This is a genomic window from Chryseobacterium sp. FR054 (assembly GCF_056844565.1).
In genome coordinates this window covers 884,501-908,602 of sequence record NZ_JBXDSA010000001.1, presented here as the reverse complement: position 1 = coordinate 908,602, position 24,102 = coordinate 884,501, and the positions used below count along the sequence as shown (strand labels likewise).

31 protein-coding genes are annotated in these 24,102 nt (G+C 36.1%); 19 read left to right on the top strand and 12 right to left on the bottom strand.

What is annotated here, in order from left to right:
- Positions 1 to 4 precede the first annotated feature (4 nt).
- The 5 genes from AC106S_RS04455 to AC106S_RS04435 all read left to right on the top strand — a co-directional run bounded on the left by AC106S_RS04455 (position 5) and on the right by AC106S_RS04435 (position 2,960).
- Entirely contained in the window at positions 5 to 370 is a 366-nt protein-coding gene (locus AC106S_RS04455) for a hypothetical protein (protein WP_482437931.1), read from the top strand.
- A gap of 136 nt (positions 371 to 506) precedes the next feature.
- Entirely contained in the window at positions 507 to 1,097 is a 591-nt protein-coding gene (locus tag AC106S_RS04450; protein ID WP_482437930.1) for a hypothetical protein, read from the top strand.
- Positions 1,098 to 1,226: 129 nt separating this feature from the next.
- Positions 1,227 to 1,697: a hypothetical protein gene (locus tag AC106S_RS04445; RefSeq protein ID WP_482437929.1), complete on the top strand. Its 471-nt coding sequence runs from the start codon at positions 1,227 to 1,229 to the stop codon at positions 1,695 to 1,697.
- Positions 1,684 to 2,247 (top strand): alpha-ketoglutarate-dependent dioxygenase AlkB, encoded by a 564-nt coding sequence (locus tag AC106S_RS04440; RefSeq protein ID WP_482437928.1) that lies wholly within the window; start codon positions 1,684 to 1,686, stop codon positions 2,245 to 2,247. The genes AC106S_RS04445 and AC106S_RS04440 overlap by 14 nt, the downstream gene beginning before the upstream one ends.
- Positions 2,248 to 2,294: 47 nt before the next feature.
- Positions 2,295 to 2,960: an imm11 family protein gene (locus tag AC106S_RS04435; RefSeq protein WP_482437927.1), complete on the top strand. Its 666-nt coding sequence runs from the start codon at positions 2,295 to 2,297 to the stop codon at positions 2,958 to 2,960.
- Positions 2,961 to 3,097: 137 nt separating this feature from the next.
- On the opposite strand, the gene AC106S_RS04430 is transcribed toward AC106S_RS04435, so the two are convergent.
- Positions 3,098 to 4,183, bottom strand: coding sequence for a hypothetical protein (locus AC106S_RS04430; RefSeq protein WP_482437926.1), 1,086 nt, complete (start codon positions 4,181 to 4,183; stop codon positions 3,098 to 3,100).
- A gap of 344 nt (positions 4,184 to 4,527) precedes the next feature.
- On the opposite strand from AC106S_RS04430, the gene AC106S_RS04425 reads away from it, so the two are divergent.
- Positions 4,528 to 6,015 (top strand): helix-turn-helix domain-containing protein, encoded by a 1,488-nt coding sequence (locus AC106S_RS04425; protein WP_482437925.1) that lies wholly within the window; start codon positions 4,528 to 4,530, stop codon positions 6,013 to 6,015.
- A gap of 158 nt (positions 6,016 to 6,173) precedes the next feature.
- On the opposite strand, the gene AC106S_RS04420 is transcribed toward AC106S_RS04425, so the two are convergent.
- On the bottom strand, positions 6,174 to 6,872 hold the full coding sequence (locus AC106S_RS04420) for a hypothetical protein (RefSeq protein ID WP_482437924.1): 699 nt from the start codon (positions 6,870 to 6,872) through the stop codon (positions 6,174 to 6,176).
- 293 nt (positions 6,873 to 7,165) lie between these two features.
- Here AC106S_RS04420 and AC106S_RS04415 point away from each other — a divergent pair, with 293 nt between their 5' ends.
- From AC106S_RS04415 to AC106S_RS04365, 11 genes are all read left to right on the top strand, one after another.
- Complete coding sequence (locus tag AC106S_RS04415) at positions 7,166 to 9,118, top strand: tetratricopeptide repeat-containing sensor histidine kinase (protein ID WP_482437923.1); 1,953 nt, start codon at positions 7,166 to 7,168, stop codon at positions 9,116 to 9,118.
- On the top strand, positions 9,108 to 9,893 hold the full coding sequence (locus AC106S_RS04410) for a LytR/AlgR family response regulator transcription factor (RefSeq protein WP_482437922.1): 786 nt from the start codon (positions 9,108 to 9,110) through the stop codon (positions 9,891 to 9,893). Before AC106S_RS04415 ends, AC106S_RS04410 begins: the two co-directional genes overlap by 11 nt.
- A 272-nt stretch (positions 9,894 to 10,165) precedes the next feature.
- The gene (locus AC106S_RS04405; RefSeq protein WP_482437921.1) at positions 10,166 to 10,705 is read left to right on the top strand and encodes a hypothetical protein; all 540 of its coding nucleotides are present in this window, start codon (positions 10,166 to 10,168) and stop codon (positions 10,703 to 10,705) included.
- A 180-nt stretch (positions 10,706 to 10,885) separates the two neighbouring features.
- Positions 10,886 to 11,152: a hypothetical protein gene (locus tag AC106S_RS04400; protein WP_482437920.1), complete on the top strand. Its 267-nt coding sequence runs from the start codon at positions 10,886 to 10,888 to the stop codon at positions 11,150 to 11,152.
- A gap of 639 nt (positions 11,153 to 11,791) precedes the next feature.
- Positions 11,792 to 12,058 carry a hypothetical protein gene (locus tag AC106S_RS04395; protein ID WP_482437919.1) on the top strand — a complete coding sequence of 89 codons (267 nt, stop codon included), beginning with the start codon at positions 11,792 to 11,794 and terminating at the stop codon, positions 12,056 to 12,058.
- 48 nt (positions 12,059 to 12,106) lie between these two features.
- The gene (locus AC106S_RS04390; protein WP_482437918.1) at positions 12,107 to 12,592 is read left to right on the top strand and encodes a pentapeptide repeat-containing protein; all 486 of its coding nucleotides are present in this window, start codon (positions 12,107 to 12,109) and stop codon (positions 12,590 to 12,592) included.
- Between the two features lie 61 nt (positions 12,593 to 12,653).
- The gene (locus AC106S_RS04385; protein WP_482437917.1) at positions 12,654 to 13,217 is read left to right on the top strand and encodes a pentapeptide repeat-containing protein; all 564 of its coding nucleotides are present in this window, start codon (positions 12,654 to 12,656) and stop codon (positions 13,215 to 13,217) included.
- A gap of 26 nt (positions 13,218 to 13,243) precedes the next feature.
- Positions 13,244 to 14,170, top strand: coding sequence for a hypothetical protein (locus AC106S_RS04380; RefSeq protein ID WP_482437916.1), 927 nt, complete (start codon positions 13,244 to 13,246; stop codon positions 14,168 to 14,170).
- Positions 14,171 to 14,300: 130 nt separating this feature from the next.
- Positions 14,301 to 14,879 carry a HEAT repeat domain-containing protein gene (locus tag AC106S_RS04375; RefSeq protein ID WP_482437915.1) on the top strand — a complete coding sequence of 193 codons (579 nt, stop codon included), beginning with the start codon at positions 14,301 to 14,303 and terminating at the stop codon, positions 14,877 to 14,879.
- A gap of 276 nt (positions 14,880 to 15,155) precedes the next feature.
- Positions 15,156 to 15,779 carry an ankyrin repeat domain-containing protein gene (locus AC106S_RS04370; RefSeq protein ID WP_482437914.1) on the top strand — a complete coding sequence of 208 codons (624 nt, stop codon included), beginning with the start codon at positions 15,156 to 15,158 and terminating at the stop codon, positions 15,777 to 15,779.
- Positions 15,780 to 15,846: 67 nt separating this feature from the next.
- Positions 15,847 to 16,254, top strand: a complete 408-nt coding sequence (locus AC106S_RS04365) for a 5-fold beta-flower protein (RefSeq protein ID WP_482437913.1) — start codon at positions 15,847 to 15,849, stop codon at positions 16,252 to 16,254.
- A 167-nt stretch (positions 16,255 to 16,421) separates the two neighbouring features.
- Here AC106S_RS04365 and AC106S_RS04360 read toward each other — a convergent pair whose 3' ends face one another.
- Positions 16,422 to 16,856, bottom strand: a complete 435-nt coding sequence (locus tag AC106S_RS04360; protein ID WP_482437912.1) for an SMI1/KNR4 family protein — start codon at positions 16,854 to 16,856, stop codon at positions 16,422 to 16,424.
- Positions 16,857 to 17,164: 308 nt separating this feature from the next.
- Positions 17,165 to 17,386, bottom strand: a complete 222-nt coding sequence (locus AC106S_RS04355) for a hypothetical protein (protein ID WP_482437911.1) — start codon at positions 17,384 to 17,386, stop codon at positions 17,165 to 17,167.
- Between the two features lie 492 nt (positions 17,387 to 17,878).
- Between AC106S_RS04355 and AC106S_RS04350 the strand changes: the two genes are divergently transcribed.
- Both AC106S_RS04350 and AC106S_RS04345 read left to right on the top strand, forming a co-directional pair.
- The gene (locus tag AC106S_RS04350; RefSeq protein WP_482437910.1) at positions 17,879 to 18,259 is read left to right on the top strand and encodes a hypothetical protein; all 381 of its coding nucleotides are present in this window, start codon (positions 17,879 to 17,881) and stop codon (positions 18,257 to 18,259) included.
- Between the two features lie 169 nt (positions 18,260 to 18,428).
- Positions 18,429 to 18,923: a hypothetical protein gene (locus tag AC106S_RS04345; protein WP_482437909.1), complete on the top strand. Its 495-nt coding sequence runs from the start codon at positions 18,429 to 18,431 to the stop codon at positions 18,921 to 18,923.
- A gap of 232 nt (positions 18,924 to 19,155) precedes the next feature.
- On the opposite strand, the gene AC106S_RS04340 is transcribed toward AC106S_RS04345, so the two are convergent.
- The 8 genes from AC106S_RS04340 to AC106S_RS04305 all read right to left on the bottom strand — a co-directional run bounded on the left by AC106S_RS04340 (position 19,156) and on the right by AC106S_RS04305 (position 24,052).
- Positions 19,156 to 19,836 (bottom strand): hypothetical protein, encoded by a 681-nt coding sequence (locus tag AC106S_RS04340; protein ID WP_482437908.1) that lies wholly within the window; start codon positions 19,834 to 19,836, stop codon positions 19,156 to 19,158.
- 148 nt (positions 19,837 to 19,984) lie between these two features.
- A complete protein-coding gene (locus tag AC106S_RS04335) occupies positions 19,985 to 20,650 on the bottom strand; it encodes a hypothetical protein (RefSeq protein WP_482437907.1) in 666 nt (221 codons plus the stop codon).
- Between the two features lie 177 nt (positions 20,651 to 20,827).
- Positions 20,828 to 21,265: a hypothetical protein gene (locus AC106S_RS04330; protein WP_482437906.1), complete on the bottom strand. Its 438-nt coding sequence runs from the start codon at positions 21,263 to 21,265 to the stop codon at positions 20,828 to 20,830.
- Positions 21,266 to 21,319: 54 nt separating this feature from the next.
- The gene (locus tag AC106S_RS04325) at positions 21,320 to 21,763 is read right to left on the bottom strand and encodes a hypothetical protein (protein WP_482437905.1); all 444 of its coding nucleotides are present in this window, start codon (positions 21,761 to 21,763) and stop codon (positions 21,320 to 21,322) included.
- Between the two features lie 45 nt (positions 21,764 to 21,808).
- Positions 21,809 to 22,216 (bottom strand): hypothetical protein, encoded by a 408-nt coding sequence (locus AC106S_RS04320; RefSeq protein WP_482437904.1) that lies wholly within the window; start codon positions 22,214 to 22,216, stop codon positions 21,809 to 21,811.
- 49 nt (positions 22,217 to 22,265) lie between these two features.
- Complete coding sequence (locus tag AC106S_RS04315) at positions 22,266 to 22,892, bottom strand: hypothetical protein (protein ID WP_482437903.1); 627 nt, start codon at positions 22,890 to 22,892, stop codon at positions 22,266 to 22,268.
- 57 nt (positions 22,893 to 22,949) lie between these two features.
- Entirely contained in the window at positions 22,950 to 23,738 is a 789-nt protein-coding gene (locus AC106S_RS04310) for a hypothetical protein (protein ID WP_482437902.1), read from the bottom strand.
- 77 nt (positions 23,739 to 23,815) lie between these two features.
- Positions 23,816 to 24,052, bottom strand: a complete 237-nt coding sequence (locus AC106S_RS04305; RefSeq protein WP_482437901.1) for a hypothetical protein — start codon at positions 24,050 to 24,052, stop codon at positions 23,816 to 23,818.
- Positions 24,053 to 24,102 lie beyond the last annotated feature (50 nt).

Genomic DNA, 24,102 nt, shown 5'->3' with positions numbered 1-24,102 from the left:
CATAATGAAAACCATTTATTTTAAAGACATACAATTTGTAATCAGCCAGGCATCAGATGCTTCTCTTGAAAGAGATTTCTATCGTGCCTATAACATCCGGTTTAATGAAGTAAAAGAATTGATAGGAATAAAAGATGCTGATCTTTTTTTTCAGAGGTTCAGAGAAAGTATGAAAATTACATTGAACAATCTTGAAAAAGTCAGTTTATTTCAGTTCTTTTTTATAGAAGATTTGGCCCCGAGTGATAAGAACGAAGGTCTTCAGGAAATATTTTTGATGATGTGGAACATTTTCTTTCCGGGAGAAAGCTGGCAGGATGAAAGCTATGAGGGCATTCCTTTTCAAATGGACTATGAAGATTTTCTTTAATGGATTCCCGGTATCTGACGAGGTGAAGGCAGTTTTATGATAGAGATTGCCTGAAATTAATGATCTGAAGTATGGAAACTCCGGAGCGCAGGACGAAAAGTATTTGTAAATTTAAACTGAAGTAAACGTTACACCTATGAAAATCTATCATACCCTGCTGCTTTTTCTGCTGCTTTTCGCGCAGACCCGGGCACAGAATAAACTAGTTAAAGATATTGACTTTGACGGAAAGAACGATACTGTTTATGTTGATACGGGAAAATCGGTTATTGTGTGCCGGCTTTCTTCCCAACACTACATACCTGTAAAAAGCCAGCTCTTAGAAATCCTGAACCAGCAGAGCGGGATAAGTGCCACAGAAAACGGTTTTGAATTTCAGAATCACTGGATGCGTGCCGGGTACAGCAACCGGTTTCGTTACGATAAAAAAGCAAAACAGGTCCGCCTGATCGGTATGAGCCGCTATGAGTTTGGCCCGGCCAACAACAACGGCAGCGGCGAATCCAGCGTTAACTTACTTACCGGAGATTATATCGGCGACTGGAATTTTTATGACGACCTGGCCAATGACGGAAATGGGGAACTGGTGAAAATTCCGACTATCAAAACCAAAATGAAGTTTGATAAAATTTACTTAACCGGTTTTAGCGATAAAGTATATTTTGATTTTTCCAAAAGATGTGCAAAGCTGTATTACAGCCGAAAAAAGCTGATGCAGTCAAAATAAATAATTAATTTATAAGCACCCCAGAGAGAAGGTTGAACCCATTCGTTTTAACCCTTGAAAACGTAGAGCAGATTCTAAGTCTGCAGAATCCGCAGCCGGAAAAAGCTGGTAAAAAATAAAAAAAATGCTATGATAAGCAGGATACCTGAAGTAGACGGCCTTATGCGGGATATAGCCGCAAAATACAGGCTTGAAACCGGCAATGATGAAAAAAAAGAACACCTTTGGGAAGAAGAAGCGAAAGGTATAATGAAGGACACGGCGTTCATAAAAGATGATGCCTATTTTTATTTTTTAAGCCAGTATGGAGGGTGTAATATTTATGGTGACGGCTTTGATATAAGCATTTTTAGTTTCGACGACTGGCTGAATCCGAGCCTTCTTACCCCCCCGCTACTTAATGATGCCGATGTATATGTATTGGCAGATCTGAGATATGACAATAATGATGAGGTTATTTTTTATGGCTACCACGCTGTACAGGAGAATGAAAATTCAATATGGTTTTCCAGTGAATTAGAGTCCGGATATCAGCCTGTTTATAAAGATTTTATTGAATTTTTAAAATATATTTTAACCCTTGAAAATGAAGCGCAATAGTATAAACGGTCTTGTTTATAAGGAGGATTTTTTAAGTATTGAAGAAGAGGAATTAATCCTGTCGGAAATAGATCATGCCGTATGGGATAACCATCTGAAGCGCAGAGTTCAGCATTATGGATACCTGTATGATTATAAGAAAAAAAATATCAATCAGGATTTAAAAACAGGCGAATTACCCCATTGGCTTTTTTTACTGGAAAGAAAGATTCAGACGGACCTTAATCCTGAAAACTCCTTTGATCAGGTTATTATCAATGAATATGAGCCGGGGCAGGGCATATCCGGTCACATCGACTGTGTTCCCTGTTTTGAAGATATTATTGTTTCCGTAAGCCTGTTATCTTCCTGTGTCATGCAGTTTTCAAAAAACGGGGAAAGACAGGAAATACTTTTACAGCCCCGGAGTATTCTGTTATTAAGCGGGGAGGCAAGATACAGCTGGAAGCATGGTATAAAAGCTGTAAAAAATGATAAATGGGAAGGCACCATAATTCCCCGGAAACGACGGGTATCTGTAACTTTCAGAAAAATAATACAGCGCTCCTGATTTCAGGCAGTGGTTTAGCTGATTATCAAGCAGGTTAAAATAATACTATGGAAAAATTACTTAAAAAATTAGTCTATTATGTGCTCCACAGTTCTACCGAAAGCGAAAAAGTAGGCAGCTGGCCACAACTGGAAGCGTCCAGAGGATATTACAAAGTAAAGAACAATTTTGAAATCCTCAATAATCGTGAATTTCCGGATGAAATACCTGATCTGGATACATTTACCCTAAAACGCATTGCCAAACAAACCGATGTTCTGAGTGCGGACATGCTGCATTCAAGTATTGGGATTTATGTGAGTGATACCTTCAAAAACCTTGTGAAAAAATACGAGATTCTACATTTCCGTTTTTATGACTGCCTGTTAACTGTGCCTGATCCCAGCTATAAGACCAAAAAAACGGAACAGTTTCCATTTAATTTTCTCCATTTAATAGACCGGAAAGACAATATTGATTTTGCACAGTCGGTATTCTGGGATATAAAGGAAGAAAAGCTCATTACAGTAGACCATGTAGAACAGCTGCCTATGTTTAACTTCAGGAAAAAGCTGGTGCTGAAAAAAGCACCGGATCTGTTCCGGGAGCCTTTCGGTATTGGAGTTTTGGTTTCCGAAAGGCTCAAAACCGCAATGGAAGAAGCCGGAATTACAGGTATTTGGTTTGAAGAATTTAACAGCCCTGCAAGCCCCGGACTTTTTATTGAAGAATAGTAAGATGAAAATAAAAAATGAACAATGCTTATGATATTAAACTTGTTTAAATTTTTCATTTTTGCAACTGCTCATTTTGAGAGAGCAAAGGATAGAATCAATTCCGTTGATTCATTTAAATGAAGTTGAAAGTAGTTTTAGTTTCCTCTGAATTTGTACCCTGCAAGGATTTGCAGATTGGTATTTACGGCAGCTGAAGGACCGGTCTTTTGTGCGGTTATCTTACCTGCACTGTAAGTAATCGTCATCGTACCGAATGAATCTCCGAAAACAAGGCTGTTAGTTCCTTCTCCCGTCATCGTAATACTATTGGCAACAGGAGTATTTCCTGAATGCGTCCAGTTGGGGTTTACCTTAAATCCTCTTCGCTCGGAAAAAGTAACCTCAGCATAGATCACGGCCGAATTACTGTTCCCAAAGGAAAAATTGGTCAGAAAATCGAATTTTACAATAGTACCAAATGCGATACCTGTTACAACATCTACCGGGGCTCCGTTTACCGCCAGCAGATAGCCGCCGTCAAAATAATAGCTGCCACTGTTATCTACCCCGGTAAATTGTCTTACCATTACACCGCTTTTATCTATCATCACAGGAGATAGCTCTCTTTTTGCAGCTAAGACAGTGGATTCGGAAGACTCCATATTCCTTGCACGGATGGGAGCAGTGCCGGAATCACCTGTAATATCTAATTTGGCGGCAGGTATGGCATTATTAATCCCAATCCTGTTGTTGACAGCATCTACATTCAATGTGGTTCCGTCTACCGTAAAGTGACTGGTTCCGGTGGTTGCCGTACTGGTAAAAGCCAGTGTTTTTTCTGCCTGGGCTACGGTTCGGTCGGAAAGTAGTGTGCCATCATCTTTGTAGAGGTTGATGTCCGTAATTTTCTGCCATACACTACCATCGAAATAATAATAATTATTGGCCGTTGTAATGTTGATTCGTTGTCCCGCAGCTGTTCCTCCGGAAATATCTGTAATGAATATCAGCGCTCCTTTTTGTCCCTCACCATAGGTGGCAGTAGTGTTGGCCAGTTCCAGACGGGTCATACGCGGAGCCTGGAAGCCCACCAGCTGGTTGTGATCCACAATCGTTCCTGAAATGTCTCTTTTGGCATTTACATCCAGGGTGGTCTGGGGAGTAGAAGTATTGATTCCCACCTGAGAATATGCGAAACTTAAACTTAGCAAAGCATACATTGAAATAATATTCTTTTTCATTTTTTATATTTTGAGACAAAGTAACATCCATTTGAATATGAAAAACAAGAAAACCATGTAATAGAACACGGTATTTTTCGCGAATAGTATTTTATATTATGTAATAATCGGTTGAGGTTATTTGTTTGATTTTTAGTATTTTGTATCTTTAAATAAATACAATTTCAGAAATTATTACACGATTTTTTGTGTGTTTTTTTTTATTGTTTTTACTTTAACATAATCAATTCCCAGATGTTATGAAATTCGGACTGTCTTTGTTTTTTCTTTTTTACGTTTTTTATGTTACCTGTTCGCAGACTAAGCCGGAGCAGCTTGCTTTGCAAAAAAAAATTGAGACCGCAATGGCAGCCATCAATACTGAAAATTCCGATAAAGCACTTACCGGTTTAAAAAAACTAAAAGAAGAAAGCATAAAGCTGGATTATGATAAAGGAGCTTTACAATGCATCTATAAGATAATTGACCTCTATGAAGTCTCAAAATTAGATTACAGATCGGCTATAAAAGAAACTGAGATCGGAGAGAGTATTGCAGCAAAAACCAACAATTATAAAGCATTAGCCGATATGTACCATTACAGAGCCATTCAGTATAAAATGCTCGGGTTTTATGAATATGCCCAGCAGCTGTATCTGCAGGCTCTGACACTTAGTGAGAAAATTGAAAACTTAAACGAAAGAAGCTTAACAAAATCTCAGATATATGGAAATATTTCTTCGAATTATGAAAACGCTTTAGGCCCGGATCTTCAAAAAGCGACAGAGTTCATGATAAGGAGCATAAAAGAATCAGACAAAATTAAGCCTGCCAATAAAGAGGAACTCCTCAGAAAAAGACATTTGGATGCCCAGAATTTTCGTGGTTTAGGGTATATGTATGATATGAGAAATCAAATAGATTCTGCTGAATATTTCTATCTGAAAGCTTATGAAAATTACGACGGCATTGATTTCTCGGCCTATGAAAGAAAGGAGATCCTGGCAGATTTAGGACAGCTTTATCTGTCAGCCGGAAAGCCGGAAAAAGCTGTTGTATTTGCAAAACGCAGCCTGCTGTCCCAAAATCCCGATACAAACTTGGCACTGCAAACAACGGCTTATGAAATACTTTATCAGTCCTATTTGAATCTTGGAAAAATAGATTCATCAAAGTATTATTCAGAACTTTTTACCAGGTTTAACGACAGTCTGCTGATTCTCAATGAACAAAAAACCAACCAGGCGTTTCAGAATCTATCCGGAAAGACCAAAGAAAAGTACAATACAGATTTGATGTGGGTAATATGGGCATCAGTGGTAGGTTTGGGTGTTATGAGTCTTGTTTATGGGTACCTCTACCGGCAGAAACAGTCAAAAGCACTGCTGCTCATTGAAAAACTGAAAAAACAAAAAGCAACAGCCTCATCAAGAATCATGAATGATGAAAGTACAGAAACTGCAATGACGGATGAAACAACAGAGGTATTGTTAAAAAAGCTGAAAAAATTCGAAGAATCCAAAAACTTTCTCAATTCCAATATCAGCGTAGCTTCTTTAGCTACCGATCTGAACACCAATACCAAATATCTTTCGCAAATCATTAATACACACAAGAAAAAGAACTTCAATAACTATATTAATGCATTGCGAATTGATTACATCATGCAGGAATTGTACGACAATCCTAAAATCAGGAAATATAAAATAGCCGTATTGGCCGAGATGTCAGGCTTTGCTTCAAGAGAGGTTTTTACTTCCATTTTCAAAAAAGAAACAGATATGCCCCCTTCATATTTCATTAAAAACCTCGATAAAGAAACAGGGGAGATAAAGGGTAGCGATGAAGTCTGATTCCTTTAAGGTAAGATTACCCTATTATAATACGGTTGATAAGTCATTAACCTGACAGATCATGTCGTGTACCTCTGCTTTTCTTTGAATAAAGTTATTTCTTTTTACCCGAATACAAGCAAAGGCAGATTCATTAGATAATGGAGATTTTAAAATCTTTACCGGTCCAGGTAAAAATCTATATCCGATTCTTCAAAAACGATTCCTGTGAGCTGCTTTTCCTCTATTTGGAGCCTGAGTCTTTCAGAAACGTATTTTAATCCCGAAAAAGGAAACTGAAGCATATCGGAAGAGTAATTCAATGCTAACTTTACAGGAATTAACTCAAAAGCAAAACCTTTTTCTTTTCTTAAAAGTCTTCCTTTTTCTTTGTAATCCTCAAATGATAAAACTGTTACCTTTTCTCCTCCGGTTCTCATAGAAGGTGCAGAATGATCAGCAATGAATATGGATTGGGTAAAGTCCACAATATCAGATGTCCTTGTAAAGTCTAAAAAGTAATAATTTAACGGCTTTTCATGAACAGAAACGGTTGTTTCATAAACTTTAACATTACTTGTGATAAAAGAGGTCAGTATTTCGTGGAATGCATTACTTACGAAAAATCCCTGCGATGCAAAAAATAAACTGCTCATGAAGTCTGTAATTTTAGCATTACCGTCTGCTTTAAACTTATGCAGATCTGTTCCTTCCGGGATATACGTCAGCCCTTTATACTGGTACTGATCTGTTCTTTCGCTGCTGTTGTTTTCAGGATCAATAAAACCATTGATCTGGCTGTTTGAATATTCAGGCAGACGGCCCGTGATTGCGGGATCAACAGAGTAGCTGATTTTGTAAAACTTTACTTTCTTCATTATGCTGAACTGGAAAATGTTTAAAATTAAAAAAAATTGACGGTTAAATCCTGTGGCTTTACCAGGGAAGTATTTGGAACCATAAAAAAGCTTCAGATTTATTTAAGAATAAAAACAGTGAAGGTATTCCCGCTTCGGATTCCGAAATCCGGCCTGCTGTACACCTGGAATTGATATATTGATTTAAAAACATGAGAAAAATTGAAATAAAGACAGGGAAAAAGAAATATGACTAGGTAAAAGTGTCTAAAATACTTATTTTTGGGACTTAAATATATTCTTCCACTTTCTTTATGTACAAAACTAAACTGATAACCACAGCTGTATTCCTGTTTTTTATAGCTTCAGGTTCCTTTGCTCAGGACAGGGCCATTGACTCTCTGAAAAGAATACTGCAGAACTCCAGAATACACGATACCGCCAAGCTGACGGGCATAGGCACTGTCATGGATCAGATACCTGCCAATGATAAAAGGGCACAGGAACTGAATGAGATCATGGGAAAACTGGCTTTAAAGAACTTAAAAAATGCCAACCCGCAGGAGCTGCACGTAAAATATACCAAATACCTGGCTGCCTATTATTCCAATTTAGGAGGGCAGTATACCGTGAAAAGGGATCTGGTGAAAACGGTGTCCTATCTGGATAAAAGCATGGCACTCTTTAAATCCGTGGGGGCATACTACGAAATGAATTATGTGTTGGTGAGCAAAGGAATTTTCTATTCCCAGATTAATGATAAGGAAAAAGCCATACAGTGTCTGTTCACCGCGTTAAAATACTTTGAGAAAGATCCTGAAGAGAATGAGGAAGGCATTTCCTACGTAAACAATACACTGGCAACCCTGTACGGAGATCAGAAAATGTACGACAAGGCTATTGCGTATTCAAAAAAAACCATTGACTATATTAATTCCAGGAAAAAACCGGCCGGAGATGATGAATACCGTCTGAGTGAAGCACAGCTGAACTGCGGTACATTTTATCTGTCTTCAAAACGATATGAAGAGGCACTCAGCTATTTTAATAAAGCGCTTGTTTATTTTAAGAAAGTGGACAACGGCCCTTATACCAGCATATGCCTGAGTAAAATTGCACAGGTGAAAATGGAGCAGGGCAAATACCCGGAAGCGGAAACCTACCTGAAACAGGCCCTGGAAAATAATGATGATGAATTGTCAAAAGCCAATGCCTACATCAATCTGGGAGATCTGTATTACCGGCAGAAAGATTTTATCAGATCAGAATCCCTTTTATCAGAAGGTTTTCTCATGAGTAAGAAAGTCAAAAATTTACAGCTTCAGGAAATTGCCGCAGGTTTGCTGCTGAAAGTTCTCAAACAGAACAATAACTTCAAAAAAGCACTGGAAATCTATGAATTTCAGGCAAAACTGAACGATTCCAGCAAAACCGAAGCTTCTAAAAATGCACTGGCCCAGCAGCAGCTTAAATACAGCTATGAGAAAAAAGAATTAAATTTAAAACTGGAAGCTGAAAAGAAGGAAGCTGCCCAGAACAACTGGCTGATAGCACTGTCGGGAACCTTGCTGCTGGTATTGGTTGGAGGCTTTCTTTATTACAGGAACAACCGGCAGAAGCAGAAAATTGCGGTTCTTGAAAAAGACAGGATAAAGCAGAAGCTTTTGCTTTCTCAGATGAACCCTCATTTTATTTTCAATTCAATAGACAATATTCAGAGTCTTATTATCAATAAGAAAGAAACCGTTGCGGTATCCTATCTGGACAGCTTTTCCAAACTGACAAGGCAGATTCTTGAAAACTCCAATGAGAATTATATTTCGCTGAAAGAAGAAGTGGATATGATTGAAAATTATTTATCCATACAGCAGCTTCTTTATAATAACAGGTTCGATTTCAGTATCGAGGTTGAAAAAATATCCGATCCGGAATCTCTTTTTATGCCCCCGATGCTGGTACAGCCGTTTATAGAAAATTCTATTAAACACGGGATTAAAAATAAAACGGAAAAAGGCATGATTGAAATGGTTTTTTCGTTCAGCCAGGAAAAATTATTTTTTGAAATCACCGATAATGGTTCAGGCTTTAATGGCGAAAAAAAGCAGTCCGGACATAAATCGATGGCGATGAAAATTACCAGGGAAAGGCTGCTGAATTATACCCGGAACAAAAATTTTGATATTATATCAGAAAACAGGGTAGATGCGGAAGGAAATCTGAAAGGTGCAAAGGTTATGTTTGAAATACCTTATATTTGTGAAAACTAATTCAGCCATGCTAAGAGCCATCGTTATTGATGATAATGAAGAGATCAGACAGAAGAACAGTACTTTGATTAAGGATAACTGCCCGAATATCAGTGTTGTCGGACAGGCGGATTCTGTTGAATCCGGAATGAAAATAATCAGAGAACTGTCTCCCGATATTGTTTTTCTGGATATAGAAATGCCTGACGGTACCGGCTTTGATCTGCTTCAGAAGCTAAGTCCCATTACATTTAAGGTAATATTCATTACAGGATACGAAGATTTTGCCATAAAAGCCTTCCGTTTTTCTGCGATCGACTATTTACTGAAGCCACTTAACGCCGGAGAATTGGTTGAAGCCGTAAAAAAAGCTGAAGAATCATTGAACAAGGGTATTTTTGATATGAAGCTCAGTAATCTGTTTGCCAATCTGGAACGCCCGAAGAACCTCCAGAACCTGATCCTTAAAACCGCAGATAAGATCTATTCTGTGAATGTTCAGGATATTGTCAACTGCGAGTCGGATAAAAACTATACCACGTTTTATTTCATCAACGCTCCCAAACTGGTGGTTTCTACCAATCTGAAGGAATACGAAAATATGCTGTCTCCGTTTAATTTTTTCAGAACGCACCAGTCGCATTTAATCAATATGGCTTATTTTGATCATTTTATCAAAACCGATGGCGGCAATACCATTATTATGAAAAACAAAACAGCCATACCGCTTTCGGTACGGAAAAAAGAAGAATTTTTAATGCTTCTGGATAATCTCTGTCAAAGCTTCGAACTTTAAAAAAACTCTCTGAAATTAACAATAAGCAAGCTGATCTTTTGACCTTATCCGGAAGATCGGAAAGGAGTTATTTATCCCGTTGTCTGGCCTCTGTTTTCTTAATCCGGGAGCTGTTTTATAAAACCGGCCCGGAGTTTCAACGAATTTCCCCGGATTCTCTACGAATGTTCATCCGGTAAAATCTGAAAAAACTTTTGTTTTATTTTTGAAAAGTGCTTTAGCAAAGCATATAGGAATATTATTAACCATTATTTAAATTAAACAACAATTTTATGAGAGTATTAACTTTAATCTTTATGATTCTTGCCTTTATAATAGGAGGCGCTTTATCTGTATTTCAGTTTAAGTGTATAGAAAGCAGAATGGGAACCGATGGTGATTCTGAGAAATTAGATCAGGTTTACACCCTTGTCGATAATGCGCAAAAAGAAATTGATGAATTAAAGAAACAGGGAGTAGATGTTACCAAGATAGATGATCCGCAGATTCAGGAAAGCCTGGATATCATTGCCAAAACACCTCCGAGATGGAAAGTGGAATACGCAGGGAAATTAGGGATCCTGCTGGCTGTTCTGGCTTTTGCAATGGTAATTGTAGCCTTTATGAAAAAAGAGGTGGTAACAAAACTGAGTATAGCGGTCGTAATTCTTGCCCTTGTGGTATGGTTCAGTGCACCGGATATCGCAGCAGGTAAGTACTCCGGAATGAATCCTAAAACACTTGCTTTAATTGCACTGGTAGCCTTAGCGGTTTCATCTGCGTGTGCTTTTATGAGCTATAAGTTATATTTAAAAAAGAAAGTGACTGCCTAAGCAGCAATACTCTGACCTCTGTTTTAAAACTGTAACAGAACAAAGAGTAATACCTGTACTGTTTCAGCCTTTTGATAAGAACATAACTTTTCCCGGATTAACCGGTGATTTTAGAATCCGAAATTCAATGAATTTAAGACGGTCAGAAAAACTAAAAAAATAACTAAAACTAAAAAAACTATGGATACTTTATCAATAATAGGCATGATATTAATGTTTCTTGGATTTGCGGGCGCAGCCTGGGCAGCAGTACTTTATGTACTGTCCCTGAGCGCAGTGGCGGGAACCAGGCTTTCAAAGAAGGTGGGAACAGCCAATGATAAGACAGACGAATATCTTGAAACAGGAAAAGCAATGTCGAATAATCTGTTAAAAAAACTGATCTGGAGGCTGGCAATAGGCTGCCTGGGCTGGCTTATGTTTTATATTGCAACAGGTCATTTTTAAACTGAGGACCTGTATGTTGGCAGTGTCCGGAATACCATACGAAACCTGAGGGGGTAAAAGCTATAAAAAAAACCATGAAAACCAATGCTGCCTCTGTTTCCGTTATCATATGATGATGCTCAGGAGCTATATAACTGAAATTACCTTGCAGCCTCTTCCTTCCGGTTTCAGGTCTTTTATCTCAAATAGATCAATCTGTATCATGTTGAATTTTAGATTTTTGAGATGAAACTAAAGGAATGGAAATGAGTGCTTTATCAACAACAGACATAATCCTGCTGCTTTCTGGCCTGGCCAATGCAGTCTGGATTATGTTTCTTTATATATTATCCCAAAGGGAAGCAGCAGAAAATGAAATTTCAAAGAAAAAAGAAGTAGTTCATAAGAAAAAATACAGCTGTTCTGAAAAAATGAAACTCATATCAAATGATTTATTTAAAAAACTGATGCGGACCCTGCAACAGACTGCCTGACTTGATCTGAAAGAATGCCTGATAATGCTGAAGCATCAAAACCGGAAAAGCAGGATAATTAAAAATTGAAATGTATCTTTATGAAACTCATCTGGGAATATCCCCGATTGAAAAAGAATTTTGAAAAAATAGAAAATATCCGGATAAAAAAAGGTGAAATATTTATATGATGAAGGTAAAAAAAATAATGTATGCTCCGTCGGCAGTTACGCAGTTCACTTACAGGTTCAATAAAGAAAATAATACCCATATCGAACATACAGATGAGGTTATAGAAGGTTCTCCTTTTGTAACGGTTGATTTTAAAGAAACCAGCCGGGAATTGGTGTTTGAATACTCTTACGGATTAGGCTGCATTCAGAATTATTTAGCCGCAGAAAGGCTGCAATTATTACCGCTGGCAGATTATCCTTTTCCTCCTGAAACGGAATAGGCCGCGGATGGTAAAAGCAATATCAGGGACACAGGAATTTCAGATACAATGGAGAACATATTTAATTGGTACAGTGCAATACGGGAAAAAAGTGATTATACGGCTGATGATTTACCCGGTTTTAGCGAAACAGAATTCAAAGATCTGGTTATCAGTAGTCTTAACCTGGATGATCTGATTTCTGTAAAATCCCGGTACAGCCATGTCGAATTTAATGATACATCACTTTATTCGGCGTATTTTGTTCAGACGTCATTTCAGGAATGCATCTTTCAGAATGTTGATTTTACGAAATCCAACTTCAATAATACCACATTTACATCATGTACTTTTATTTCCTGTTCTTTTTTCGGTGCCGAAATAATGGAAGCCGAAATTACAGGATGCCGTTTCACCGGATGTGATTTTACAGATATTATTTTTTGTGATAATATGATCAGCCATAGCCGGTTTGAGGTCACCGTTCATTCTTTCCCGGTCATTAATGATAATACTGAAAAAGATGTTGTCTGGGTACTGGATGAAAAAACGTAAAATATCTTATTAATATTATAAAGGAGAGCAGGGAAATGTCCGGATCTGTAAATCAATAAAGATGGAAAATATAAAAACAAAAATACAGCTGCATCAGCAATGGCTTCACGGTACGGGCGGAAAGCAGCTGGATATAGCCCATGAAGAATTTAATGATCTCAGCCTGAAAGATGAAGATATGAACACGGCGGTATTCAGTAATACAAAATTTATATCCGGTACTTTCAGCAATCTGAATCTGGGAGGCAGTTCTTTCTTTAACTGTACTTTTTCTTCCATCAATTTTGAACATTCTTTTTTAAGGAAATGTGAGTTTCATGAATGTACGTTTATCAACTGTGTTTTTTTGGAAAATGAAATAACGAAAGCTGAATTTTATGATGCGGTCATAGAATCCTGTACTTTCAATAAAGTAAAACTGGGATGGAGCTATTTTGGAAATTGTTGCCTGTCAGATACCGCTTTTGAATCAGCAGAACTGGATGGCTTAATGTTTATCGACAGTAAATTTAAAGCCGTAAATTTCAAAAATGCAAAATTCAATACTACTTATCCTGTGAAAATTAATGATAATGCACACATTACGACTATTGATCAGTTGAACACTGTAATTAAGAATTATTAAAAAACGAATAACAATACAAGCCAACCATGACTTTTGAAGAAATTAAACAACGGATCCTTAATGCAGAGAAACTGCATATAAAAAAATTTAAGGAATCATTAAAACAGGCCGGATTGTCTCATGTGTTGCAGTACTGTTTTCCCCATTTTCATATTAATGATAAAAGGAAGGTCTATTCTTATACCGTAGAGCTGCTTTTTGACATCGAATACAATGAATATCTGTATTGGGAAGGCAAACATTTAATCAGTGTAAATCCGGAGACGGGAGAAAAAGGAATTTTGATCGACTACTCCTATAAAGGCATCTTAATATATCAGTCAGAATCCGCTCTGCCTACCCTGGAAGGTGATCCTACTATTATAACAGATCTCCCGGAAGCAGAAATCAGGGATATTCTGAAGACTAAAAAGCTGGTTATTCAGGAGTATTTCAGCCCGCTTTATTATATTGAAGAACCCGTACCTCCTCAAAAATATCCTATGCCGGATAAAACATTAAATCCTCTGCAGCTGTTTATCAACGATCAGGAAACGGATCCCTGTACGATCTTATACGATGAGTTTTATTACAGAAAATATTCTGAGAGTAAAGAAATACGTCCGTTTGAACTCCATATTGAACTGAATGATTTTAATGAAAGATTACAGCCTAAATATGCAGAACTGCTGAATGAACTAATGGCAGATGATCTGCTGGTGAATGAAAACTATGCCCTGGAATTATTTGAAAACCTTACGGAGTACCCTTCCTATGAAGACATTCTGGGTGATACCCTGGATATGAAAGAAAAAATGAACTTTCTGGATCCTTTTTTTATATCACAGATTTTTAATGAATACTTTTGGGGAAACAATAGAGATAATTGGTCCTGGGTGATAAGAGAGGTGTTCTATTTTAATAAAAATGAAGATAAAATTATAATTAAAGGTAACGCCCAGAGAGTAGATTAAATTTAGTTATAAAGTAAATCAACCTTGAAAATAAAAAATGAATCAGGAAAAAAATTGTATCCTCTGTAAGGATTTCGGTTCTTAATTTTTAATTCAACAATATTAACTTCAGCAAAAACAGAATAAAACTATGCAATATTTAAACGAAATCCTGTTGAATTTAAAAAGCAATGATTCTGAAGTTATAGAAAAAGCCCTGGATGATTTAGCCCGATCAGGATATGAACGTTCTTTGGAATGTATTCTCCCTTTTTTAACGCATCATTCAAAAGAAGTAAGAGAAACCGCTGTATTTAATCTTGGAGAAATAAAGAATGAGAAAGCAATACCTTATATCATAGACAAAACAAAAAATGAGGAAGAATCCGTAAGAATGTTTGCTATATTGGCTTTAGATAATTATAGAAATGATGCAATATTAAAAGTTCTGCTTGAGGAAGTAAAACGGCCCAAAGTATCTGCTTCCCCTAAACAGCGGGTTGCTGAACAACTAAAGAATTATCCTTGTAAAGAAGCTCAGGAAGCATTAATATTTTTAATTCTCAATGATGAAAATCCATATATATTTATCCCGGCAGCAGACTCTTTATTTTCAATGAATGATAAAAATTTATTGGATATCTGGAAAGAAATAGACGCATTATACAATCATGATTATGTAAATTCGGTTGCCAGGAAAGCAATACAAGATATAGAAAACAGATCGTAAGGTGTAATTAAACTTAGATCATAATCTCAAACGAAAATAGGCCCGGTTGCCGCGCTTCCACCGGATAAAACCACACTTGTTCATTTGCTCAAAAACATACTATACTTTAGATTAAATTTGAATAGCAAATAGTTTAGCAAGGATATAGAGATAAAAACTGATCAGCAGATATATGTCATAACGTTTATAGCTTCAAACCAGCCTGAACCAAAAATTCTGCTCCCGGCTGATGTTGATTTAAAAAACACTGATCTTTTGAATAATTAAAATAAAACGATGACAGATCATGAAGAAATTCTGAACATACTGTCCAATAAAGATAGTGATGCGTTACAAAATTGGATAGATAACGGAGGAGACTCAAAATTAATTATCCGTAACAAGAGTTTAATACAGCGTATTATAGATGAAATTGAAAAAGACGATGAAGAGGATGTTTACTTAATAATATTAGAAATTTTAATTAAAAACGGGGCTGATGTAAATTATTTTGATGATATATGTAACTCAGCAGTCTTTGATCTGGTCAGATTAAATAAACCGGCATTATTAAAACTGATTTTAGAAAATGGAGCCACTATCAATCTTATAGATGACGAATCAGAAACCCCGTTGATCAGTGCGGCCTTAGATCAGAATTTTGAAGTAATGAAGTTATTGTTACCTTATGCAGATCAGGAGTTTATTAACAGATCAGGCTCTTTTCATGCAAAAACATCTTTAGGATTGGCTTTTTATTATGGACATTTAGAGATGATAGAATTATTGCTGCAATACAAAGCTGATCCTTTTGTAAACGACGGAGAAGGCTATTTAACCATTGAAAACATTCCCAAAGAGACTGATGAACATCTGAAAAAGAAGATTTTTGGTCTGATAGAAAAATATAAAACAAACTAACAGAAAAAAATAATCAATATTTTTGAAAATAAAACTCAAATAACAACCATTTTAAAATTTTAAAACCATGAAAAAAGCAGTATTCATTTGTTCCCTTCTATTCGGTCTGTCTATGGCAAGTGCACAGACGATCGAATCGGGAAGCCACAGTACAACAGGGTATATCAAAAGTGACGGTACCATAGAAAACAGCAGCCATTCAACGGTAGGCTACATTAAAAGTGACGGTACCATTGAAAACAGAAGCCACGGCACCATCGGCTACATCAAAAGTGACGGTACCATAGAAAACAGCAGCCATTCTACCGTAGGTTACGTTAAAAAAGACGGTACCGTAGAGAACAGAAGCCACGGTACCATTGGCTACATCAAAGATGACGGAACCGTAGAAAACAGCAGCCACGGCACCATTGGCTATGCCAGAGGGGTAAAAAAAGAATGGGCTGCGGTAGTGTATTTCTTTTTTAAGCTATAATCATCTGCCATGCTGCGAAGCGGGAACTGCCCGTAGAAGATACATACTAAAATGAAATCCCGGATTGCATGATCCGGGTCTTTTTTTACAGGAAGAGGATAAGAGAGGGGAGTGGCGGACTTTTATACCTGGGTAATCCTTTTTATTTTAATTTGATAAGGTATTGGCTATTCATTTGATCCCTGTATATCTTTATAATCAATCAGGCCTTCCAGAAACTCAGTAAAAGAAGAGGCCAGAAATTCTAATTCTGCAGTAGAATAATAAGCATAGATGCAACCATAATTTTTTTCCTGTAAAGACATACAGATAGTACCTCCTCTGATTCTTCCGATATTAAAATAACCGTCATCAAGAATACCATCATTGAATTGGTTTTGTTCTGAAAAATTTGATTTTCCATATTGTAAAGAGTAGATTTCAAATACATTGATATCATCGTCATATTCTCCAAAGAAAATATCGGCAGATTCAAAATAAGCACCATTGCTTTTCAGCAAAAAATCTTTGTAGTCTTTTGGAAATATTTTTCCGGTTTGATTGGTGAGTTCACTGATGTCGTTTTCAGTGATAAGTTTATTTTTAGCTTTTATATCTATCATTTTACTTTCATACCTTTTTAATTAGAATCATATGGTATTTTGAACGATGTCAGGTCCTCAATTTTACACTTAGATGCAAAGTCTCTTTTGAAAACCGGTAATTTTTAGAATGTTTGTTTGAGAGTGCCAAAATAAAGACCACGAAAGAATTCAGGTGCCAGGTGAGGGTTCTTTGGTATCAGACAGATCCCCCACAGAACAAAGTCTTCTGATTCTGGATCAATACAATCAACAGATTTTGTAATATACACTCCAAAGTCAGGAGACTTCGGAGAGCAGAATTCAGGCAGGATTAAAATTGATCTATATTATATTCCAACCATTTTAAAAAAAACAGCTAAAGTTAAATTCTTGCCATGACAAATTCGCATGATCGTAAGAAGAGCAATCTGATAGGTTTCATCATCCCTTATTCTCCGAACTGTCTTTTCATCGATATTATGATCTACTGCAAATTTGCTGTTATTGTTCAAAGGAATAACCCATTCATCCCTTATAAATTCAACAATCTTTCTATTTGCTTCTGTCATGGAAGCAAATAAATTACTTATTCTTAAAAAAAAGTCGGACTCAAATCCGAATTATCGAAATTTTTCCTATATTTGTAAAATAAGCTATAATAAAGTAGCTTTGCGATACTTCAAAGAACAATAGAAGCTATTGCTTAGAATCTCAATCTGAAAACTGGTAATTTTTAACGTACGAGAGGATAGGCAGGAAGCTCACGACCTAGGTGTGGGCTCTCTTATCTGTACGTAAGGTATACCAGTACCTCAGATTAGATATTGTAGAGTCTCATGCCGTTTTTATTTCCATGTTGTTCAGTTTTCTGCAATCATCTTTTTCTAAGCCGCTTTCCTTTACTAAATAAAGTATCATGATACGATACAGTGGAGTGTACAATCCATTGCGGCTTCAGGGCTTTCACGGGAACACGGCTTTCATTTACATTCATCTTTTAGGGTAAGGCTCAGCGTACATCCGTATGCCGGAAGCTTTACTCATTCTAAAAATACAGACTCATGAAAAAAAATAGAACAGATTTTAAAACCCGGTGCCGGGCAGATTATAAGAAACGTTCCGCATTACAGCAGATAGAGGAGTTCTTCCAGTTCAGCGATCTGGCTGCCTCTAAAGAGCGGTTAAACAGCATTATGAATCATGCGGTAAGCAGAAACAGCTGGATAAATGAAGATCCGGTTGTTATTTTTCAGTTTCACCAGGCTGTACGGTCGTTCATCCATGCCGGTTATCTCATCATGCTGAAGGAAAGGAAGCAGGCGGTAAAAACTCAGCTGGAAAATGGTTCTCCACTGGCTCTGGGACTGCTTTCTGAGAAGGAATACAAAAACCCGCAGCTGGTTTTTCAAAAAGCTTTCATGGCATACAACATCCGCGAATAACTCACAGGAAAGGATTCGTGCGGTAGCGGGCATTCGCACTTATATATTAAACATACGCATTTATAAACCCAATATTAGCAGCTATAAAGTTTAATTTGCTTTGCCTGTTGAGCTATTCTAATTTTAATAAAAACTATAAATTATTACAACTTCTAAAATTTTATTTATTATGAAAAAAAACATTACATTTTTCTTAGCCATTTTATTTACATTGGCATCAGGAACCAAAGTTTTTGCGCAAACCTCTTTCAGTATTAAGTACCAAGCAGAAGGATCTACTCCTAAACCATCTATAAAGGTAACAGCAGAATACGATATTACTACGTGTTATTTATCATCACCACCTAGTTCCTGCGTATCAGGTCCTTTGCAGTCTATGAGCAAGTATATTAATAATGGACAAACAAGCTTATATGTCAGTACTTCTCCTAACCCTCTCGAATCATATAATATTCATAAGCTGACAGTAGCATGGGGTGTTGTTGATCCTATTAATCATCTTGTTTATGAAAGAAAATATATTTTTAATCAAGAGCAGATTTCAGATCTGAGTATTACAGGTGAACTGTCTGTTAATGTGGGGAATGATATAATTCGTTTAAAACGTCCTACTAATATTAGTACTAATGTTGTTTATACCGTTGTATTGAATAAAAATCCTTAAGCTAAAATATTATTTTCCAAAAACAAAAAAGTCTCACATTTATGTTGAGGCTTTTTACATCATTTTCATTGGTGGCAGGTGAGCGTTCTTTGGTATCAGACAGATCTCTCACAGGGCAAAGTCTTCTGATTCTGGATCAATACAATCAACAGATTTTGTAATATACACTCCAAAGTCAGGAGACTTCGGAGAGCAGAGAGCAGATGACGTATTGGCTCATTCACATGAGGGCTTATGGGTCGATATAAAATTCTATATCTGTTTCTTCAAATACAATTCCTGTGAGCTTTTCTTCTTCTGTTTTCTGTTTTAATTTTTCGGATATTAAAGTCATTCCAAAAGGAAATTTTACAAAATCTGATCTATAATTTAAGACGACCTTTGTGGGTATGAGTGCATAGCCAAACCCTTTTTCATCCCATATCTGAGAAGACTTTAAAACATAATCTCCGTTTGAAGATACCTCTACAATATCTCCTCCCGATCTAAGTGCCGGGGAAAGCCTGTCTGCGATAAAAGTTGACTTCGGAAAACTGACAATATCAATGTTTTCGATTATACTGAGAATAAAATAAGGGTACTTTTCGTTCCTGAAAGTGACTACTGATTCCAGAAAAATAATGTGATGAAAGATAAAATTCTCAATTATTTTTTTGAATTTTCCGCTTATCATATAATAACCTGAAAAGAAATTACTGCTCAGAATATCTGTTACTTTTGCTTTTTCATCAGCTTTGAATTTTGTGAAATCCATAGAAGAATCTATATGGTTTAATCCTATATAGGAGTAATTTTTAGTTCTTTCCGGACTGTTATTTTCAGGGTCAATAAAATTAATAATCTGGGACTCTCTGGTCCCGGTTATTTTCTTATCAACCGAGTAATTCATTTTATAATAATTTACTTTTTCCATATTGATCATTCAAAAAAAATAACTGATTGATTTACAGGGGATTTTCAGATTTTAAGTCAGCTTCAGGAATTCTTCTCTGCTGGTGAAAACGTCTCGCTTGTCTCTAAAAACTACGGGCAAATGAGGCAGAGGTCCGCATCAGTCTGATTTATGACTGTTCAAAAACAACTTCAGTATCTAACTGCCTGAACAGAAAACCAGTTAAATGGCTTTCTTCAATAGCATTTTTAACTTTTTCATTGCAGATTAAGCCAATACCAAAAGCAGGGGTAATATCGAAATATTCTTTCAGCTTTAATGTTTTAAGAACAATATCCCATCCTTCTTTCTCTGCATCCAGCTTTCTACCCTTCATTTTATAATCCTCAAAATCCTCAATCGGAATTATTTCACCGTATAGCTTTTCAATAGTTTGATACTCAATAAATACAGATGCTTTCCAGTCTATTTTACTTTTGCCGCCTATTTCATACCACAGGAAATTGTAGCTGTGCTTTTTATCCTGTTCGTAAATGGAAACCGGATAAATAGTGCCGTTAATCCTAAAAGAGTCAAAAACAGATTTTGCTCTTTCGCTGATGAAAATTCCGGAAGTAATGTTTACAAAGTTATTGGTGACAATATCTGTGAGTTTGGTACCTTTCTGAAAAAGAAAATTATTCAGATCCGGGATATCATCTTCAGATTTCCATTCACGTATTATTCCCCATTGTGAAGCCCTTGCTTCATGAAAATTAATTTTTAAACCTTTTACCTGAGGGTATTTACCTGTTACCGGCAAATCTGCATTGATAATAATCTCGAAATATTTCATAAGTTATTTGTTTTTTATGTTTTATACATCTGCTTGCTGCTTATAGGTCTTCGCTGCGCAAAATCTCCTGACTTTGGGCCAATATACTCAACTAATTTTGTAATGTATGCTCCCAGGTCAGGAGACTTCGGAGAGCAGAATCTGACAGCCGGGGCATAAAATATTAGACTTCCGAAATCAGCTGATCTGATCTAGAATATTTTTAGGTATATAATCCGTTGGATTTCCATACTTTCCCGTCCAGGTTTTGTCCGGCAGGTAGGTTTCTATATCAATATCGTGGAATGTACTGATGTATTCTTTTGTATCAAAGTCTATAAAAAATGTAATTCCTGAATATTCTTTTCTGAAATTTTCAATGATATTTTTTACTTCTGATATTGAAATTTGATCTTCTGAAATGGACATGAAAAAGGAGTGTATTTGGTCATCAGTTACATTGAATGTCCCGTTTCTGAAATTCTGACGGGTAGTATCCTCTAATATAGACGGGCTGTATTTTGCATAATTCAGAATCCACCATGCAATTGGCATGATATAAAACCGATATTTCTTCTGATGTCTGATGCATCCCGGTATATAATTTTCATCTAATCTTTGTTGTATGCTTTTCATAGAATTTAACTGCTGACTGTTCAGTTTTATAATTTCCTTTATTGCCTGTCCTTACTAATACTTAAATTTTGGAAAACTTAATAAAAATTTTTGAGTATCTTCCATCAGCTGGTCATCATTCCCTGAAATAAATGGCAGGAAATAAGCCTGTAAAATGATCATTGTATTTCGTATGGCTGTTTTCATGTCTTCTTCATTAGGCCAGACACTTAACCGTTTTGCCAGGTGCAGATGAGAGATTTCCAGATTTCTGGCCCCTAATGCAACAGCAATATTAATCCTTATCTCTTCATTTTTATATGAAGTAAAATCTAAATCTGTCGCACCAAGACCATCATCTGACAACAGCAATGTACATTGAGGAAAAATAATCTCTGCAAAAAGATCAAGATCATCATCAATTATTGTGTAAGACATTGGCCATACAAATTCCTTCATGATTTCTTCTACCAATGAGGTACTGAAGAATCCTTCTATTTCAAATTCTTTTTCGTTCATTTTGTGTAAATTATTAAAAATATTCTACTGCAAAGTCTCATTCAATTATTTATAATATTTTTTCCTTTCCTCAAAAGAAGTGTTCCATTGCGGGTGTTCTATCAGATACTCATGATCACGTATATCTTCATACTCCAGAGAATAGATAAAGCCTTTCTCATGCAGATACGCTGCAAATTCTTTCAGTTCTTTTTCTCCTTCTTCAAAAGAGCCTTTATAGGCCATGCTTAATAAATAATCTTCTTCTACATCTTCTATCAGCATATCCGAGAGATAGATATAAATTTCCCAGTATTTATTTTCAATCGTTACATTGCCATACCCATCATCATGGAAATTGATCTTCTTTATATTTTTAAAATAAGGAACGATTAATTCTTCTATTTTTTTAAATGAGGTTCCCGGGATAGTGCCATTTAAAGTGAGACTGAATTCAAAATTGTTATTTTCCATATTTTCTGATGATTATCTTTTAGTAATAAAATGAGCAGAAAACTGTTCTCTATTCATCTTTACTCCACGGTTTGTAATACCAGACCCCTTCTAAAAACAGCCTATATCTGCCAAGCTGATATTCTCCATAGGAAAACAGGTAGATCATCTCATTTCTTATCAGATAATGAACTTCCAGTCCTTCTTCGGAAGTATATATTTCGTTATAAGTTTTGATCAGGTTGAATTTACTTTCTTCAATTATCTTATCAAAACTTTCGGCATCTATTTCTTTTTTTAGTGTTCTTAACGGGCTGTTGTAAAAATCTGTTACGGTAACCTTTTGCTCGTCAACGTTAAAAATTTTATGCAGGCATTTTTCTTCATCTCCGTCAAATAGTTCCTGTTTGGTTTGATGAAAGTTAGCAATATTTTTATCATCTTCAGGAGGAAAAGGATACGATTCCAGTGGTAGAAATTCTTCTCTTTTCCCCGCCAAATAATTCTGAATCCTTCCCAGTTCGTAAGTGTACTCAAAAATTAACTGAAATGGAGTTTCTTTAAAGTCTATTGTTACGAAGAGAGAGCCATCCAGTATTTCACGGGTATATTCAATATGGGTATTATTTTCTTTGTTGAACTTATAAGTAAACTGAATGACTCCTGCCAGAGCATACATTATTTTTTTTGCTTTCATTTTTTTATATTTTATCTGTTTCCATTGATTTTACATATGGAAATATCCTGTGAGCTGTTAGTGAAAGTGCTGCATTTGCTCCTGAGAGTAGAAATTATCTGCAAAATCAAATAATTTATCGGTTAGGATTTTCAGTCTGTCATGCTTTTCAAGGCTATGATGAATGCTTTTATATAAAGAGAGTAATTCATGAAATGTAGGGATATCTTCTTTTTCCATGAGGCTTATTTTTTCCTGATTGATCAATTGAAAAACCTCCCAAAAGCTTTTCTTTAAAAGAGGGGTAACCGGGTATTTTTCAACAGGTGCTATCTTATCCGCCAAAAATTGTTCAGGATGTTTTATAAGCCATGCACAATACAAATTATTCTCATTAAACATTAAAGATATATTTTCAGTTATTTGTAACTCAGTACATTGATTCTGACTGTTTAAAAAAATGTCTCCATATCCTAACAGGATGTTGCCGGAGGGTACACTGTACCTGTATTCAAACGGTTCCAGATCAAATGATAATGGGTATACGAGTTTAGGAATACCTACTATCTTTTTTGCATTCGTTACCAGATCCAGTTTATGATGAGGTTCTTTTTCCAGTTCGCTGTAACCGAAGTAAACAGAGGTGAGCAAATGGTCATCGGCATTAAATCTGAATGTATCATTGTATTCTGTAAATAACCAACCTCTATCGCTTCCATTGGTGGTCAGTATTTCATGCTCTATTTCCTTAATGCTGTTGGAGGATGTCAGAAGAATTTCCACATCATAGATCAGCACTCTTGGAATGGCGGATAATTGCTGCCCGGCAATAATCTCTATATCAACATGGTCTGTGAGCTTATACATCAGTTTATTTTCTTAGAAGGGAACGTTTCAAAGCCTTATGGCTTTGGAGAATTGTTTTTTGTATTAATGATACAGGATTATCTCCATGAATTCATGGTATAATCTGAAAAATTGACTTTCATATCCTGTATTCTTTCTTCAAGGGCTTTAATGCCGGTATGTAAGTATTTTTCTCGTTCAGAATCGTTCAGTGTATATATAATATCAAATCCCGGGGTTGGAGTAGGAATTGGAACTGATAATTGGATAGTATCATTTTCCTCAAAAACATAATATTCCCATTCTTTTTCTTCTAATAGTTTTCTTTTATTCATGGATAAGTTTAAAAAATCAGATCAATTAAGTTTCCTGGTTATGGAGTTTA